The 18,276-nt window shown below is 36.4% G+C and carries 12 protein-coding genes; 7 read left to right on the top strand and 5 right to left on the bottom strand.

All coding sequences use genetic code 11. The features are described from left to right. Positions 1-25: 25 nt before the first annotated feature. From ACS8MM_RS09010 to ACS8MM_RS08995, 4 genes are all read right to left on the bottom strand, one after another. Positions 26-1,192, bottom strand: a complete 1,167-nt coding sequence (locus tag ACS8MM_RS09010) for a DUF1501 domain-containing protein (RefSeq protein WP_379715553.1) — start codon at positions 1,190-1,192, stop codon at positions 26-28. 11 nt (positions 1,193-1,203) lie between these two features. Further along, positions 1,204-2,586, bottom strand: coding sequence for a DUF1800 domain-containing protein (locus ACS8MM_RS09005; protein ID WP_379715550.1), 1,383 nt, complete (start codon positions 2,584-2,586; stop codon positions 1,204-1,206). 143 nt (positions 2,587-2,729) lie between these two features. Then, positions 2,730-3,524, bottom strand: a complete 795-nt coding sequence (locus ACS8MM_RS09000; protein ID WP_379715547.1) for a hypothetical protein — start codon at positions 3,522-3,524, stop codon at positions 2,730-2,732. A gap of 102 nt (positions 3,525-3,626) precedes the next feature. After that, positions 3,627-4,031, bottom strand: coding sequence for a DUF2721 domain-containing protein (locus ACS8MM_RS08995; RefSeq protein ID WP_379715544.1), 405 nt, complete (start codon positions 4,029-4,031; stop codon positions 3,627-3,629). A gap of 577 nt (positions 4,032-4,608) precedes the next feature. Here ACS8MM_RS08995 and ACS8MM_RS08990 point away from each other — a divergent pair. From ACS8MM_RS08990 to ACS8MM_RS08970, 5 genes are all read left to right on the top strand, one after another. Beyond that, positions 4,609-5,046: a hypothetical protein gene (locus tag ACS8MM_RS08990; protein ID WP_379715541.1), complete on the top strand. Its 438-nt coding sequence runs from the start codon at positions 4,609-4,611 to the stop codon at positions 5,044-5,046. Positions 5,047-5,502: 456 nt separating this feature from the next. Then, complete coding sequence (locus tag ACS8MM_RS08985) at positions 5,503-7,164, top strand: T9SS type A sorting domain-containing protein (RefSeq protein WP_379715538.1); 1,662 nt, start codon at positions 5,503-5,505, stop codon at positions 7,162-7,164. 1 nt (position 7,165) lies between these two features. After that, a complete protein-coding gene (locus tag ACS8MM_RS08980; protein ID WP_379715535.1) occupies positions 7,166-10,750 on the top strand; it encodes a hypothetical protein in 3,585 nt (1,194 codons plus the stop codon). Positions 10,751-10,756: 6 nt separating this feature from the next. Next, on the top strand, positions 10,757-14,347 hold the full coding sequence (locus tag ACS8MM_RS08975; RefSeq protein WP_379715532.1) for a DUF6443 domain-containing protein: 3,591 nt from the start codon (positions 10,757-10,759) through the stop codon (positions 14,345-14,347). 19 nt (positions 14,348-14,366) lie between these two features. After that, a complete protein-coding gene (locus ACS8MM_RS08970) occupies positions 14,367-14,795 on the top strand; it encodes a DUF7832 domain-containing protein (RefSeq protein WP_379715529.1) in 429 nt (142 codons plus the stop codon). Positions 14,796-14,921: 126 nt separating this feature from the next. On the opposite strand, the gene ACS8MM_RS08965 is transcribed toward ACS8MM_RS08970, so the two are convergent. Further along, positions 14,922-15,425 (bottom strand): hypothetical protein, encoded by a 504-nt coding sequence (locus tag ACS8MM_RS08965; RefSeq protein ID WP_379715526.1) that lies wholly within the window; start codon positions 15,423-15,425, stop codon positions 14,922-14,924. 406 nt (positions 15,426-15,831) lie between these two features. On the opposite strand from ACS8MM_RS08965, the gene ACS8MM_RS08960 reads away from it, so the two are divergent. Together ACS8MM_RS08960 and ACS8MM_RS08955 are read left to right on the top strand one after the other, a co-directional pair. Continuing rightward, on the top strand, positions 15,832-17,358 hold the full coding sequence (locus tag ACS8MM_RS08960; RefSeq protein WP_379715523.1) for a ParB N-terminal domain-containing protein: 1,527 nt from the start codon (positions 15,832-15,834) through the stop codon (positions 17,356-17,358). Beyond that, positions 17,304-18,263: a DNA adenine methylase gene (locus ACS8MM_RS08955; protein WP_379715520.1), complete on the top strand. Its 960-nt coding sequence runs from the start codon at positions 17,304-17,306 to the stop codon at positions 18,261-18,263. The genes ACS8MM_RS08960 and ACS8MM_RS08955 overlap by 55 nt, the downstream gene beginning before the upstream one ends. Positions 18,264-18,276 lie beyond the last annotated feature (13 nt).

Below are 18,276 nucleotides of genomic sequence, written 5' to 3'. Positions count from 1 at the left end.
TTATACGTTATTTCTACCGTTTTTTTTAAAATAGACCAGATAAAGGAGTGTTTGAAATGCCTATTTTTCGATAGTCAAATTGGAGCTTTTCTTGCAGTAAACTTGCGTAAACACTACGGAAGTCGGTTTCGAATTGTAAATCCCCTTGATCCAGTTGCAGGAGGTTGGGATTGTTGCCTATGACTTTACCTTTGGTATTACCTCCAATAATGAACATCGGGGCTGCTGTACCGTGATCGGTGCCATTTCCATTGTCTTTGACTCTTCTTCCGAATTCAGAGAAAACCACGATGGTAACTTTCTCTAGAACATTGGCTGTTTTTAGATCGGTATAGAATGAAAGCAGCGCATCGTTTAGCTCAGTGAGTTTGTTTTTGTGAATGGCCAATTGGTTATCGTGTGTATCAAAACCGCCCAGTGAAGTATAGTATACTTTAGAGTTGAGGTTTCCTTTGATCAGACGAGCGATCCATTCCAGGTTTTTAGACAAACCGGTTTTAGGGTAAGTAATGTCCTGTTTGGATTGTGCCAGTGCTTTTTGGATTTCTTCGGAACCTTCAGTAACCGAATTGGCAATCTTTCTTACGAAATCCAATTGCGGATTGTTGGATAGTTGTACCTGTTCCGGTTCTTCAGTTTTTGATTTGAAGCGGTTGGGATCTTTTACAGTAATAGCATTCGGTTCTTCGCCTTTGAGTGCTAAATTGTCTATCGAATCCAGATTGATACCTGCTGTTGGGGTATGTTCGTTGCATTGGAAGTCCAAGTAACGCCCTAACCAACCGTTATTTTCATAGTGATTGGATGCAGTGGCAGTTTGCCATATTTCTTGGCTTCGGAAATGCGAGCGATTGGGTTCGGGATACCCTACATTCTGAATAACGGATAGGTGCCCATTTTGCTGTATTTGAGCAAATCCTTTTAAAGCGGGATGCCATGCCATGCCTTTGTTTTTGCCGAGTACTTCGTCTTTGGATAATGCTATTTTAGGCCGATTGAAAAAATAGGCTTCATCTTCAATAGGAACGAAGGTATTGAGACCGTCGTTTCCGCCATTCAATTGAATAAAAACCAAGCATTGTTCACCTACGATCAAATTGGATTGTGTGCCATAGGCAAATAAGAAATCGGGAAGGAGTAAGGCGCCTCCGGTGAAGGTTCCTGTTAACGATAAAAAGCTTCTTCTGTTCATGATGGTTGGTTTTAGATTAACTGGAATTCGGGTGTTTTTACTATTGTATTGAATAAACGTATAACGGCTTGGTTTGCATTGGCTTCCTCAGGATTGAAGTCGTATTTCAATACAGCTTCAAAATCCTTTTGTGTATTTTCGTCGACTTGAAAAAGGAGTCGGTTAGTAAGGTTATGAATAATTTCCGTATTGGTTTTTCCTTTCCATTGCAGTTGTATCGCTATTTTTTGGATAGCGGCATTTTCTGAATTATTCTCTTTGAGTACTCTTCGGTTGATGGTCTTTCCGTTGCAGAATAAATCGGCTACATTGTTGCGTTGCAAGTAAATTTGTGAAGTAAGCCATGCCTTTCCACCTTCCCATCCTTTTACATTGGGCTGATTGAACAAATCCATTCCTTGTTCTTTGAGGAAGAAAGACAGCACCTGATTATTGGGCAAATTGATATTGAGTTCCGAAAGCAACTGAAGGCTGTATTCTAGTGGGTTTTTAATTTTGGTACCCGCATTGTTTTTGGCGTATTCTTCGGTGAATAGTTTTTGCAATAAGGGCTGTATTTCGAAGTTTACGCTTCGGAAATAGTCACCGTATTCTTTTACTAAGGTTTCAGAAGGTGTGTCATATAGGAACCATTGCAGTATTTTTCGGGTAAGGAAATACGGCGCGCTTTTCTGTTCGAAGATGATATCCACTAAATCGTCGGCTTTGAAATGACCTGTTTTGCCCAGATAGGTAATGGTTTCATTGTTTTCGAAAATAGGACGGTATACCGCATACTTTTCACCAATACCTAATCCAGCCAGTGCTTTAGCGCCATTCTGAATGTCTTTTTCGGAGTAATTACCAATGCCTAAAGTGAACAATTCCAGTAACTCCCTACTCAGGTTTTCGTTGATTTTACCGTTACGGTTGTCGACATTATCCAGATAACGCACCATGGAATTGGAACGAACAACGGCTTTGGTCAGTTCTTTAAAGTTACCGAACGCATTTTCACGAAGCAGTTGATTGTGTTGGAACACCCAGTGATTTACTTTCACCTTCTGGAAAGTAGCTACGAAATGATTGTGCCAAAAGCAGGTCATTTTCTCGCGTAACGGGAATTCTTCCTTTTGCATCTTATTGATCCACCAGGCTTTCATGGCTACCGAAGTTTTGATTTCCTGATTGAGCATTTTCTTTACCTCGTCAGGATTGTTCTCTTTGAGTTTTTGGCGGGTGTCTCGGAGTTCTTTGAGCGATTTCGGACTATTGTCGAGAAACTCCGGAATGGAAGCGTCAAAAGCAGTGGCAAAGGATTTGGCAAGAAAGGTTTCGAATCCGATGGTATCAATAGAGGCGGCCTGCTTGTTTGAGAAGCCTAAGCGTAAGGACCATAACGTTGATTTATTCATAGCGTGCGTTTCGAGATTAGACTGTGCAATCGGGAATAGGTTTAAAGTCGTGTTGTTAATTATTTTATGGCTTATGGATTGGTATTGCTTGTTGAGGGTCGGAAAGACATAAAAAAATCCGGAGCAATACCCCGGATTGTGTTTTATCGTCTTCTGACTCTGACTGCTTTTACATTACCTCTTCGTCCTTTGTGCACTACTGTTGTGCCTCTTTTGCCTTTTACTACCAAAGTAGAAGAATGTCTTCTAGGTCCGTAGGTTTTGTGTACGACCACTCTTCGGGTTGGGGTACGATGAATGTAGGTTTTGTGCACATGGCAACGCGATACAAACATTGTATGGCGAATAGGTCTCCAAGGTCTCCACCAGCGCGGATAGGCTGCCCAACGTACTGAGGAAACCCAAACACGGTAACCAGGCGCATAGATGAAACGTACTGCGGGCCATCCCCAAACATTTACCACTACACGTGAAGTAAGCACTTCGGGCATTGCAGGTCCTTTTTGGTTGTTGTCCATAGCGTCTTTTGTATCGAAAGGTTCAGCAATGGTGTTATCGGCATATAAATCTTCATCGCCAATGATTTGAAGCTGTGCTTCTTCTTTTCCTGTTTTTTCAATAGCTATGGTAGCGATATCTTGTTTGTCGTTATCTCCCAAAAGCACCGTTAGTACAATTACATGTTTGTCGTCTTCCATGATGTCTTCTACGGTGATGTAATCGATATCGCCATCGTTATTCAGGTCTAGATTGTTTACGTCGTTCTTTTCATTATTGATTGCTTCTTCAAACTGTTCCAAGGTATTGGCTTTTTTGAATAAGGACACCGCACCTTCCAGACTGAAGTTTTCTCCAGCAAATTCAGGTGCATCGTTGTCTTGACTGAGGGCAGCTGTTGTTCCGAAAACAACCAACATTGAGGCAAAATACTTTTTCATAGTTTTTATTTTTTGGTTTGACAATAAGACTCGATTGGGTTCAAAAGGTTTAATGGGTTGGTTTTATTTTTTAGCATTTTAATTGGTTAGAGAATTTCCAGATTAATCATTTTTGGTAAATTCTTCCAAATCGCTGAGGTGAACACGAAGTGCGTTAACCGAAATGCTGATTTCCCAAAAGGAAGTGGCCAATGAGATCAACAAGCTGAGCATGCTCATTCCGAACAAGTAGATGGCGATGTTTTGAAGATCGATAAACAAAAGTAACATGGCAAATACGGAGAGGAACAGGCAAAGTACTCCCATAAGCTGCATGAAACGAATTAAAGTAAGTCGTTTGTTGAGGTTTTGGATTTCCAGAAGAATGGATTTGTTGTGCACTTCCTGGTAGTTCTTTTTCAAGCTACGTATGATTTGGGCAATGGTTAGGAAACGGTTGGTATATGCCAGCAGAATTAAGGAAGTGGCGGAGAATAATAAAGCGGGCGTTTCTATGGATAGCGTCATTGTTGGGTTATTGTTTGTGGTTTATGCTTTAAAGTTACGAAGTTTTGTTTTTAGATGGTTACGGAAAAGAGAAGGAATGTCTTCTATTTTTGGATTTGTGGTAAGTGACGCGATATGTTGTGTTGATTAGAGTGAGGGTAATTGGGTAGAAATGGGTCTAGCGTGAGGGATTACTTAAAGTATAGTGTAGGTCAAGTTGAACTACTAGAGCACTCCATTAGTACACGTTATAAATACGACATATATACGACATATATACGACATATATACGACATATATACTACTTCTTCAAAAGAGGTTTTGGAGTTGTTGAAGTTGGTAGTAAATGGTTTGTTCCTGTTTTTTTTTGGCTGTTATTTGTTGCAGTTGGGATTGATTGTGTTACTTTGGCAATACAATTGGTTTTTAGAATATCAAAGGACTAATTGAAAAAATTAAATATTCTGATTTAAAGACTTCTATTGATAGAATAAACAAGGTAAAATGAAAAAAATAACTTTACTATTTATGTCTTTTTTTTTTATTGAATTCATGTAAAATTTATATAGATACTAAGAATGATATCAAATCGGATTCAATGGAATTTATTTATAAAGAAAAAGAGAACCAATTTCTTTACAAATCAAAAATTTATTCAAAAGCCGATAATGATATTAAATATCCCAATCATTTCAGTATTAATTTGCCAAAAAAAATAAAGAATTGGTATATACTTGGAAATGAGTTTTATTTCGAATATGATTCTAAACAAATGATTTATATTAATTCAGGCTATAAGAATGTTGGTAATGAAGTTGATTGGAGTTTAAATGATTTTCCTGAAAATAAGATTTATAAAACTTTTGGTGATTATTGGGAAGAAAGAAATTATAATGAAAGTAGTTTACACAATAGTTTAAAAGAAAGAATAAATAAATCTTATTCGGATGGGAAAGTTACGATAGTTCTCTATAATATTAAACAAGAAAACTATGTAGCATTTTTAGAAAAAATTAAAACTTTTAACTATTTATAAACCCAATAGCCCCGCTGCGTAAAGTCTCCCGACTTTGAGCAATAAAAAACAAAAAGCTATAACAGCAATGTTGTGGCTTTTTTATTTAAAAAAGTGATTTATTATATTTGAAAAAACGCAAAGTCGGGAAATCGAAGATTCGACGTAGTCAAACTTTGCGCAACTGGTTGACTTTGCACAGCCGGTTTGGTTGAATGTAAGGTAATCGAAGTGTTGACTTAGTCAGTGGCTAACCCTGTTTAAATTTTGTAGCTTATTTCCCAACCTATCCGCAATTATTTGCATCTTATAGATTAAAAAGACAGTTCGTTTACAATTTTACATAGTTGTTAATAAGGTAAAATATCATTAATATTAGTGATTGTTTTGTAAGTAATAATTAAACTAACTTTGCAAAAAAATAAGACTTTTCGTATTTATAACCAACTGTCCTAATTTTATTTAATCTCATTACTTATGTTTTATCATTACACTAGAGGAGCATTCCTTTTGTTTCTCATGACTTTCTGTGTGGTTTCTTCCTCTGCGCAGGACCAGCAGGTGGAGTATCAAAGTTCGCTAGGCGGTATTCGTCAGGAGTATTTGTTTGATGCGATACCGACATCAGATGACGGATTTTTAATTGCCGGAAGTACCACTTCCAATCGTACCGGGAATATGACCCAGGCCAATAAAGGCGACCTGGATTATTGGGTATGCAAAATGGATGCTCATAATAATTTACTATGGCAGAAAACCTATGGCGGTTCCGGTATGGATTTGCTGCAATCGGTGAAAGCAACTTCGGATGGCGGATATATTTTGGCTGGAATTTCTACTTCCGGGAAAAACGGCGATAAGTTGTATGCCTGTCAAGGATCGACGGATTACTGGATTGTTAAGATTGACAATGCAGGAGGCATCCAGTGGCAAAATACTATTGGTGGTAATGGTCAGGAAAAACTAAGCAGTATTGTTCAGACGGCCGATGGCGGTTATGCTATTGCCGGTTCATCGAGTTCTGCCAAAAGCAAGCCCGATGCCAATGGAGTTATTGCTTCGCATCTTAAAAAAGAAGACTCTAAAGGTGGATTGGATTTTTGGATGGTGAAATTGGAAGCCAATGGTCGTGTAAGTTGGCAAAAAACTCTTGGTGGCAGATTCCAAGACGAACTAAAGGTCATTCAGCCTTTAGCCAATAATGAGTATTTAATCGGCGGTTATTCCAATTCGCCGCAATCCGGAGATAAGACTAGCAATACTATTGGACTTGGTGATTACTGGATATTGAAAGTGGATGCCACAGGATCTATCATTTGGCAACAAACTTTAGGAGGAACAGGCGATGATGTATTGGTTAGTTTGATGCAAACGCAAGATGGAGGTTTTATCGTTGGTGGTAATTCGGGGCCAGAATCCCAAAGCAGCAACAACCGAAAAACACAAAACAGTAACAAAACAAAAAGCAATGCCAAAGGCACCGATTTATGGGTGATCAAATTGGATTCGGAAGGTGTTTCCGATTGGCAGGAAACCTTCAATTTTGGAACGAATGATGTGTTTTCTACCCTAACCGAAGATACTGATGGTACGCTACTGATTGGTGGTTTTGCACAAAGTGAACTCAAAAACAAAGGCACGGGACTTCGTATTAGTAAAGAAAAGGAAGGCATCAACGATTATATAGCCTTGAAGATTGACGGCAAAGGAAAAGAATTGTGGTCACAAACCATTGGAAGTCGTGGTGATGAAGTATTGAAGAAAGTAATTCCTACCAAGGACGGCGGCTATTTATTGGCCGGAACTTCGAATGGAGAGAAATCCAGAGATAAAAACAACAAGATAGGAGGAAACGACTACTGGATTGTGAAGTTGAAAAACACAGAGAAAAAGAAAATAGAAAAGATATTGGCAGCGTATCCGAATCCGGCAGTAAGCAGCACCAATGTGAGCATTAATTTTGAATACGAGCGAGGTACAGCTACGTTGTACGACATCAACGGAAGACAGTTACAGGTAAAACAATTGAATGGTGAGCAAGAAATTCCGTTTGCGTTGAACAATTTGCCACAAGGCGTTTATTTGATTAATGTAAGTACGAACAACGGTACCCAAGCCGTGAAAATTTTAAAGAAGTAAGATGAAGAATTTTAAGATAACTATAGTGCTACTATTGTGTAGTGTTGCTTTGTTTTCGCAATCAAAGCCCGGTTTGAATTCCCGAAATGGTAGCGAGGACAATAGTTTACTAAAATCCACACTCCCGGATGTTATCCCCCCGTCTCCTGATGCGTTTTCATTTACAGAGTATGGCAAAAACAGTGTCAATGAATATAAAGGGAAATTGAATAATAGTATTTCGCTTTATAATTATACTGCAGGACAATTGAATACTGCAGTTACTTTGGGCTATTCCGGAGCTGGTGTGAAAGTAGAAGATATGGCCACATGGGTAGGGATTAATTGGAATTTAAGTGCTGGAGGCGTTATAACACGTCAAATTAAAGATGGAGTAGACGAAGGAGTTACCAATCGACCTATCATCAATGAAGCACACATGAAAATCAATGCGGATAGTTTATGTGCTCCTGATTCGCAGTATTACTGGTCAATGGCTTACCATGGTACCGAATATAATACTGAAGTTGATATTTTCAATTATAATTTTGACGGATATTCGGGGTCATTTTATTTGGATGGAAATTTCAATCCGGTTTCCATTTTGAATGAGAATGAAGTAAAGATTGAAATTCTAGGAAACGGAGCCACCAATAAGTTGAAGTTTTTAAACGATCATACATTACTAATTACTACTCCCAATGGAGTTAAATATTATTTTGGAGGGATTGGTTATTTAGAAAATACAAGAGTTTTATCTGGAGGACCCTCTTTGGAAAGTGATGGAATAACCTCTTTTCATCTTTCTAGAGTTGAACATCCACTTAATGGCACTTTGTTGTTTGAGTATGATACTGTTTCCATGAGAACTCAGCGCTTAAGTAAAAGTTATAATATGACAGCTACACTTGGCGCCTATGGAGGATACACTCCTGGAGTTTTCAACGAGAGTATATTTTCAACAAGAATTAGTGACTTGAAACGTTTGAAGAAAATAAAAAGCCCAGACAATTCAATTGAGGTAGTTTTTAATCGTACCGATTACGATAATACTAATTTTACCAGTGTGCTTAATTCGATAGAAGTTAGACGAATTACTACCGCACCCAACTATGTGTTGTTGAAGAAAGTTGATTTTACCTATGGTGCGAAAGTTTCACCAACAGGTCCGGAGAATGATTTTCAGAACGCTTCTCGTTTTTTCTTAACCAAATTGGAGATAGATAAGGAGCTTGATACATTGGGGAACAAAAGTGAAGTTTATTCATTTGTGTATGATGACCCATATGGTTTACCTCACAGGATTAAAACGCCTAATAATCCTGAATTTGATAAGGCAAACAGCAGAGATTTTGCAGGTTATTTCAATAATAAAAATAACCGCTCCCTTATAGCTAATGATCCTCGATATAATTTTTCTTCAACGCAATGGTTTGGGGATCTTACACCTGATTTTACTTATGGTAAAAAGGGGAGTTTGACAAAAATTGTTTATCCCACCAAAGGATATTCTGAATTTGAATACGAGCCCGTTCCTGCCAAAATGCAAGTCAATAAGGTCTATTCATTTCATATTAATAGTTATTCGGGTAATGAATTTGCATATCCTCAACAGGTAGAAATTCCTGGTAATATAATAGGGTCTTTTGGAGAACCGATTTATGCTCAAATGCCAAATGTATATGAAGATCAAACACTTCGATTTAAAATATTAGTTGGGACGCCGCTAGATCATGAATCAAATTCGGTTCAAATGCAAGGTAAAGGGGCTGAATTTATCGTTAAAGATATTACGGATCCTCAAAACGTTATAACGACTGTATTCACACAATTGCATCTTACTAGCGAGACGGAAAGATTCTTATACCTTAAAAAAGGGCATCATTATAGTTTCCGTTTACAGTTTAAAGACAATTATACGAGTGGGAATTATAATATGCTTGAAGCCAATGTGAGTTTTTCTGTTTTTGAAGGGTTTACTCCAATTGACGGATTAGGAATTCGTTTGAAAAAAGAAACCAATTTTAATTATGATGGTACTAAGACACATTCTAAAAGATATTATTATGGAAGAATTAATGGTGACTATAATAAAGTTGAAGACTATCTTGATTTAAGTACTGTTTATCCAAAGACGACTTTTTCTTATACTATTGGTAATGAGCAACAGGCTTTGGTGTCGGCTAATTTTTCTTCGGAATTTTTAAATAAGTACAATTCTGCAATGGATGATACTGAAAACTATCCAGTTGTATCCATCAGTTTAGGAGGTGATAATTTTGAAAAAGGAGGCGTTGAAAAAACCTTTCTGCATACTAGAAATACAGATGTAATTAAGTTAGATATTGCTCATGATGGTTGTTGGGAAGATTTTATCGACGGAGAATGGCAAGTAGTTTGTTGGGAAAACAGAGAGTCTAACAATACTTTTATGGATTTTGTTATCGAGAAGTATCGTACTTATCAAAAAAATGAACAAACTCAGTTTAATGGAAAATTATTATGTGAGCGCTCTTATATTAAAAAGAACGGTGCTTTGTTCAAAATTAAAGAGCAAGAAACCCTTTATAAAATAGAAAAAGATTTCTCTAAAAAGATTACCAATTTTGTAGGAAACAAAATTATAAGTCAATACAATACAGGACTTAATTTTTGTTTTGCAATACCGGGTGATTATTCTAGTACCAAAACTATATTGAATGGTTTGTATGGTATGTATTTTGGTTATTATTATACTTATGTTTTCAATCAAAAGCTTGAAAAAACGATAACCACTGATTATATTGACCCAGTTCCAATGAGTAGTTATATTGCTTACAATTCTAATAAGCAAATGGATTTCACATTTGATAATCCGGATTTAATTTTGGAAGACCCGGAAGGTTACATACCACAGTCAGTAATAGAGAATAATTTCAAAAAAATGACCACCACTCAAACCTATGAGTACGGAGCATTACGAGGAATGCCTACTAAGGTAACGATGACCAATAGTAACGGAGAACTTCATATTAATGAAAACGTGTATGTGAATCAATACGGCACTTTAACCGAGTTAACTTCAAATCAGATTGCTGCTTATGCCGCTTTATTGGCACAAAATAATGTGGCTTCACCAATTGAAACCAAGGAACGTTTTAGTTTGGGATTAAAGAGCACGAAACGAACTACCTATCAGGATATTAACGGTAAGATTGTGCCGGAGAGAATTTATACTTCCAAAAGTACCCGCCCTCTCGAAGAGCGTGTCGTTTTTGAACAATACGACAGCAAGGGGAATCCGACCTTAATGTCGCTTACCGGTGGAGTGAAGATTAAATATTTGTACAACACCCAAAATCATGTCATTGCCAAGATAGAGAATTTTACAGGAACCCTAGATGCTAATACGAACAGTATTGGTGATATAGCAGCATTTAGAAACCAATTCCCAAATGCAATGGTGAGCGTTTTTGAGTACGATCCGATTACGAATTTGTTAGTTAGAATGTATGACCCGAACGGGAAGACCATGACTTATGAGTACGATGCATTACATCGTCTGAAGTTGATCAAAGACAATGATAACAATGTGATCAAAGAATTCGACCAAAACTTTAAAAACTAAGGCAAGATGAAGAAACTATTATACCTTTTGTTGGTTCCTGCTTTTGCATTAGCTCAAAGTACGAATCAGAATTATACGAAAGCTACGACCTACAAAGGTCCAGGAGGAACATTACCCCAAACGGTGGTAACCTATTTTGACGGATTGGGGCGCCCCATCCAGAAAATAGACCAGGGACAAAGTGGCACAGGAACCAATATTGTCACCCATATCGAATACGATGCTTATGGCAGACCGGTAAAAGACTATTTGCCTTTTGCCACAGGAGTATCGACATTGGATTATATGAGCGGTGCCTTGGGAATGCAAAATTCCTATTATACCAATCCTTCCAATGGAGAAACCACAACCGCACCGTTCAGTGAAAAACTATTGGAGGCTTCTCCATTAGACAGAGTGCAGAAACAAGCCGCTCCGGGTGAAGCCTGGAAAATGGGAAGCGGACATGAAATCAAATTCGAGTACGGTACCAATGATGCCGAGGGAGTCAATGCCGTAAAACTGTTTAAAGCGGATGCGAGTTGGAACAGTTCGTCGCTAGAATATACCAATGTAGTAACCCAAAACGGTAACTATAGTGCCAATACGTTGTATTTGACCATAACTAAAGACGAGAACTGGACCACAGGGAACAATCACACCACGCAGGAATTCAAGGATAAAACCGGTAAAGTGGTTTTGAAAAGAACGTTCAATGAGGGCAATGCTCACGAGACGTATTATGTGTACGACCAGTTCGGGAACTTGGCGTGTGTGATCCCACCATTGGCAGAAGGTGCTATCGATGTAGCCACTCTTAATGGCTTGTGCTATCAGTACCGCTACGATAATCGCAACCGATTAGTGGCTAAGAAACTACCGGGAAAACAATGGGAGTTTATTGTGTACGATCTACTGGATCGCCCGATAGCCACAGGACCGGCTTTATCGCCATGGGTATCAGGACAATATGGGGTGTTAATTACCGAGTACGATGTATTTGGGAGAGTGACTCAGACGGGATGGCGACCGATTGCTATTAGTCAGTACGCTCGAGGTACGCAACAAACTAATGTGAATGGAGGAAGTAATCCGTTTGTATTGGGGAGTAATGATGTTTTGACTAAAAATTACTACGATAATTATAGTTATGCCGGAGCTCCAACTCTTCCTTCTCAAGTGGAAGGACAAAATGTGGAAACTGCGGTGAAAGGAATGGCTACCGGAAGTTGGGTTCGCATTCTGACTAGTGCTACCGAGACATTGGGAGAATTATCCTATACGTTGTACGATACCAAAGGTCGCCCAGTTAGAACCCATACCGATAATTATTTAGGAGGCTATACCGAAGTGGATAGCAAACTGGATTTTATGGGGAAAACACAGCATACCATTACACGTCACAAACGTGCTAATGCCGATGCTGAAATCGTAACTACCGATACTTTTACCTATACACCACAAGATCGTTTGGCGTTGCATGTGCAACAAATCAACGGTGGTGATGTGCAGTTATTGGCCAGCAATACCTATGATGCTTTGGGGCAATTGACCAGTAAGAATGTTGGAGGTAGCGCCACTGGTTATACTGCACTACAAAAAGTGGATTATAAATACAACATTCGCGGTTGGTTGGAAGCTATCAATGATATTGATGGATTATTGAGTACCGATTTGGAAAATAAAGATGATTTATTTGCTTTCAAAATCAGTTACAATACACCGGAAGATACCAACAAGGCACTTTTCAATGGGAATATCTCAGAAACCTATTGGAGAACTTTGTATGATGATCAAAAGCGTAAATACGAATATACCTATGATCACTTGAACCGATTGTTGCAGGCGGATTATTCCCGACCGGACAATAAAAACATCAAGAATGCCTATAAAGAGGCGCTTACGTATGACAAAAACGGGAACATCAAAACGCTTGTCCGTAATTCCTTTGAAGACGAGAGTTATGAGTATGAAGTGGATAATTTGGTATATGGCTACGATTCTTATAATAAAAACCAGTTGGTTTTGGTGTCTGACAGTAGCGGATGGTCGGAAGGTTTTAACGAAGATAAAGATCCTAGTGGTTATAGTGACAATGATACTACTGATTATACTTACGATGCCAATGGGAACATGACACTTGATGTAAACAAAGGCATCACCAGTATTACCTATAACCATTTGAATTTACCCGTAAAAATTGTTTTTGATAGCGATACGAATTTCAGAATTGAGTATCTTTACGATGCTACGGGTAGAAAAGTTGCCAAGAAAGTGCATACGAAAGAAACGGTATATTTTCCTTGTCAAGGTGGTGGCGGCGGTGGAGAATCTTTCAGAGGTACAAGCACAGCCAGTGTAACGCAGCAGTGTAGTTCTACTAGTCAAGTATTGGAAGAAACCGATTATCTTGCAGGTGGCTTTCAGTACAAGTTTGGACAGTTGGAATTTTTCCCGCATGCGGAAGGTTTTGTAAAATGGGACGGCAGTTATGCGCAGTACTATTTTAATTATACCGATCATTTAGGAAACGTACGTGTTACTTATTATGATGATGGCAGAGGTACACCAGTACTTTGGGAAGAAAGTAACTATTATCCGTTTGGATTAAAACACAAAGGGTATAACGAACCGGAGCAGTACGAACGTTATTGGGGTAATGGTGTGGTTACCAACCAAAGTGTGAATTCGAATAAGTATAAGTTCATTGGTCAGGAGTGGCAAGACGAACTAGGGCTTAATGTTTACGATTTTGACAATAGAGTTTATGACCCAGCAGATGGTCGTTTTTGGCAAATGGACCCGTTAGCTGAACAAGGACGTAGATGGTCACCTTACAATTATTGTTTTGATAATCCTGTTTACTTCCAAGACCCTGATGGTATGTGGCCATGGCCAACTTGGAGTCAAGTAAAGAGTTTTGTGAATGATTATAGACAAGGAGCATGGGGTACGGCTAAAAATATTGCAGTAGGAGCTGTAACTAGTACTTATACAGGAGTTAGTAATGGAATTAATGCGACTAAACAAGTATATAATGCTTATCAACAAGGCGGAGCAAAAGGGGCAGCAAAAGAGTATGTTAATCAAGTTTACCAAACAAGTGGTGCTAAAAATCTTCTTGATACTGCTAAAAAAGCAGCGAGTGGGGACCCTAAAGCATTAGGGTCAGTTGGTACGGTTGCTGCAACTTTTATAGTTGCTCGTCAAGTTGGAAAAGGCAATGGAAGTGTTGCTAGTGCCGAAGCTGGTGAGGTTAGCTCAACAGCATCAAAAGCAAATACATTAAAAGCTAATAGAGCACAAGGCGCAGGCTTTGAGAAACAAGTACAGTCACAATTAGAAGGTGCAGGTAATCAAGTTGCACCACAAGTAACAATTGAAGCAGCAAATGGAACACGTGTACGTCCAGATTTTTTAACAGTTGATGCAGAAGGAACTATAGGTGTTACGGAAGCGAAATCATCAGCGACAGCTCCTTTAACACCAAATCAAAAAACAGGATTTCCATCAATTGAACAATTTGGTGGCACAGTAATTGGGAATAATGGAAATTCTATTGGTTTACCAGCAGGGACACAAATTCCACCTACACCAGTGAAAATTGTAAGACCATAATAATTAAAAATATATAAATATGACATATGATAGAATAGATTGGCATACTGGGAATAATTTTCCTAAAGGAATGCCAATTAAAAACGGGGGTACTCACATTGGCATGTTTCTTACGTGGATAATTGATAATAACCTCATTGGATTGATGCATATTGAAAACTCAAATGATTCAATTCAAAAAGTAAAAAATAGAGAAATGACTGGTGCTGAGTTTTTGATAAAGGAATGTGACAGTAAATTTTGGCCAGAAGACTTGAATGATGAAGGTAATAAGTTTGCTAGCTTTTATTATGCAAGTGAAAATGATTATGGTCAATATATAGATGACTATGCGGAAGTTTTCGATAAGTATGAAACGTTATTTCATGTAGGAGATAATTGGGATAACTACAGTAAAATTGAACCTGTAATTACTAAAATGTACAGAAACTGGAAAAGCAATCAATAAAAGTCTGAAATCCGTTTCCAACGGCATTCGGGATACAGGGATGGGCGCAACATAACGTGTCCATCCTTTTGTTTTTCCATCAAATCCAAACCAATCTAAACCGTTGTTAGACGAAGTTTTTAAATACTACTTTCGAATTCTTATTCCTTGTTCTTGTAATTTTAATAATGCTACAATTTTTGACATATTTTTCCCTTTAGAAGAACAAAAGTCTATCAAATCATATTCTATCGTACGTTGAATACTTTCAGCTTTGTCTGAAACAGATTTAATTTTATTAAATAACTCCTCTTTTATATTTCCTGCATTTAAATCTTCTTCGTTTCCACAGATAACTTTATGAACTAACCAATTTCTTTGCTGTAAAAAAGCGTTTAATTCATCTTGCAATGACGAATTATACAGTTTTTGTTTAATTGCAATTTTAATAGCTTGTCCTAAAGTGTAACTCTGGTTTTGTTTTAAAAATTCATCAGCTTTTTCTTTTGTTTCAGCGGGATTCATTTTAATAGTGATTGAATGACTCAAAGCTTGTTCAACCATTTGAGTTTTCAATAAAGCTTCTCCGAGGAAACAATACAAATTAATTTCATCTTGGTTTGCTGGTATTTTTGTCCTGTTTGCCTCCATAATATTTGTTGAATTTATTAACTAAAAGTAATTTAAAATTGCTGTTAACTTACTTGTATGAATAACAAAGCTAAATAAAAGTTTTCAAATCAAAATTCAGTATAAATACGTATTGTGTACCATTAATGAATTTATTTTCTTGTTACGGTTTTCCGTAATGAAATAATGGATTCATTGAAGTTCTTTGTTATTAAGAAACAATGCATATCACCAAATTTAGTTAGATACAATATCACCAAAATCTGGTATTGTTTGGTGTTTGTTTATTTTTATACATTGTTCGCAAATTTTAACAAAAAACATCACGCATACAAACAAACATTTTCATTAAAAATAATTCATTTTAGATTAACAAAACATGATAAATTATTCAACTTGGCCGAGAAAAAAGATTAATACCACTTCGTTGAGATTAGATTTAAATAATCCCAGATTATCAGAATCAACTAAAAAACTAAATCAAAATGAAATCATTGATTATTTGATTGAAAATGAAAAAGTTTATGAATTAGCTGTAAATATTGCAACTAAAGGTTATTTCTTGAATGAACAGCCGATAGTGGTTAAAGAAAATGATAAATATCATGTTCTAGAAGGAAATCGAAGAGTTTCCGCATCCAAAATCTTAATAAATCCTGATTTAATTAAAAGCTCAGCAAGAAAAAGCAATATTAAAAAACTACTAAAAACTTTTGATTTATCTATAATAGAAAAATTAGAGGTAATTGTTGCCCCTACGAGAGAAGATGCTGATGTTATGATTGTAAATCGTCACACAGGTGGTTCTGCTGTTGAAAAATGGGATAAAACTAAACAAGATAGATTTTTATATAACAGATTTGTAGCAGGAGAAACGGTTGACGAAATGGCAGCAAAATTTCCAATATCAAAAACTGAAATTAAAAATTCGCTCAAAAGATATAATGTATATAAAGAAATTTGTGGCTTAAATTTAGCTGAACACATTAAAAGAGATGTTTTGGATGAAACAACTTTTAGTATGACAAACGTTGAAAGAGTTTACCAATTCAAAGAGGGAATTTCTTTTATGGGTTTTGAGTTTGATGAAAATAAATTCACTTTAATTAAAAAGCTGCCAAAAGAAGAGTTTGAAAAAAGAATTTCAAAAATTGTAACTGATGTTATAACGGGAGAAATTAATTCTAGAAAGTTAAATGACGAAGCGGATAAGAAAAAATACTTCGATAAATTATGGAATTCGGGTAATTTTGATGCAACTATTATTCCCGACACAAAATATAATGAAGAAGACAAAAATGACGAGGAAGAGGCAGAACCTGAAGCTAAGCCCGAAGAGCCTGCAAAACCAACGAGAAATAGAATATCAACAACAAAATTAATGCCTTCAAATACGTATTTGGACACTGGGATACAAAGAATTGACGAGATTTTTTATGAATTGAAATCTCTAAATATTAAAAGTAATCCTAATGCGGTGTCCGTACTTTTTAGAAGTTATCTAGATATGTTGTCATATCAATTTTTGAAAAAAAATAATGGATTGGAAGCCATTAAGTTAGAGGCCATAGCAAAGTTGAAAACTGATAATGATAAAAAATTTAATAAGATTACTGATGGTTTAACAAAATTAAAAATTAATATTGCGGATATATCAGATGAAGATTTAAGAAAAGTGGTTGGGATTAATGATAGTATAGATAGGTCTAATTTAATACCATCGCTAAAGTATATGTTATCCCACATCTCTTCTTCACCTACATTGGTAACTGACGATAAATTGAAACAGGCCTTACAAGGATATATTAGAAATGATATTAAATTATTGGGACACAATGATTTCAATTTATTAGTTCATAATGAATATTATACGGCTGATTCGGAAGAGCTTAGAAAAGTATGGAGCCAGTTGTATCCATTGTTAGAGTATTTTGTTATACAGATGAAAAAATGAATTATAGCCCATTAAGATATCCAGGAGGCAAATCTTCTTTGTACGATTTTTTAAAAAGAACGATTCAGGCCAATAACATTATTGATGGTATATATGTTGAGCCTTTTGCTGGTGGAGCTGGCGCGGCTTTAAAATTACTCATGCTAGAAGATGTTTATCAGATTTATTTAAACGATAAAGATGAAATGGTTTATAAATTCTGGCATTCAATTCTAAATCATACAGAAGAGTTTATAGAGCTAATTTACAATTGCAAAATAAATATTGAAGAATGGAATTATAGGAGGCAAATTCTACAGGATTCAAATTTAAGAAACAATTTATCCGATTTAGAAATTGGTTTTACTACATTCTATTTGAATAGATGTAATCGTTCTGGTATTTTAAAAGCAGGTGTAATTGGAGGTAATAATCAAGAAGGAGATTGGAAAATTGATGCTAGATTTAATAAAGCCGACCTTATCTCTAAAATTGAAAAAATAGCCTATTACAAAGAAAGAATAAAGATTTACAATCAGGATGCAGTTGTTTTTCTTAAAAACATTGAGAAGAATATAGTTGATAAGCAGAACTTACTTGTTTACCTTGACCCTCCTTATGTAGAACAAGGCGAGGGATTATATAATGCTTTTTTTAGAGAGGATGACCATGTTAGGCTTTCTAAATTTCTTCAAAAAAAATTGTCATCTAATTGGCTTGTTTCATACGATGACCACCCATTGATTCATAAAATATATAAAGAGGTTAATAAAAATATTTTTGAATTTAATTATTTCGCAAATAGAACCAAGGTTGGAAGAGAGTTAGTTATTTGTAGTAAAAACTGCAAAATGACAAATAGTTATTTGCATTATTCTAAAACAAAAGTTTTACCTGATTTAACCAATGAGGTAATTGCAGTTTAAATTAATTTGTAAA

Origin of the sequence: Flavobacterium sp. MAHUQ-57 (genome assembly GCF_051908335.1) — a bacterium.
Classification (GTDB): Bacteria; Bacteroidota; Bacteroidia; order Flavobacteriales; family Flavobacteriaceae; genus Flavobacterium.
The sequence above is the reverse complement of the archived record's forward strand: the minus strand, read 5'-3'. Positions and strand labels throughout refer to the sequence as shown.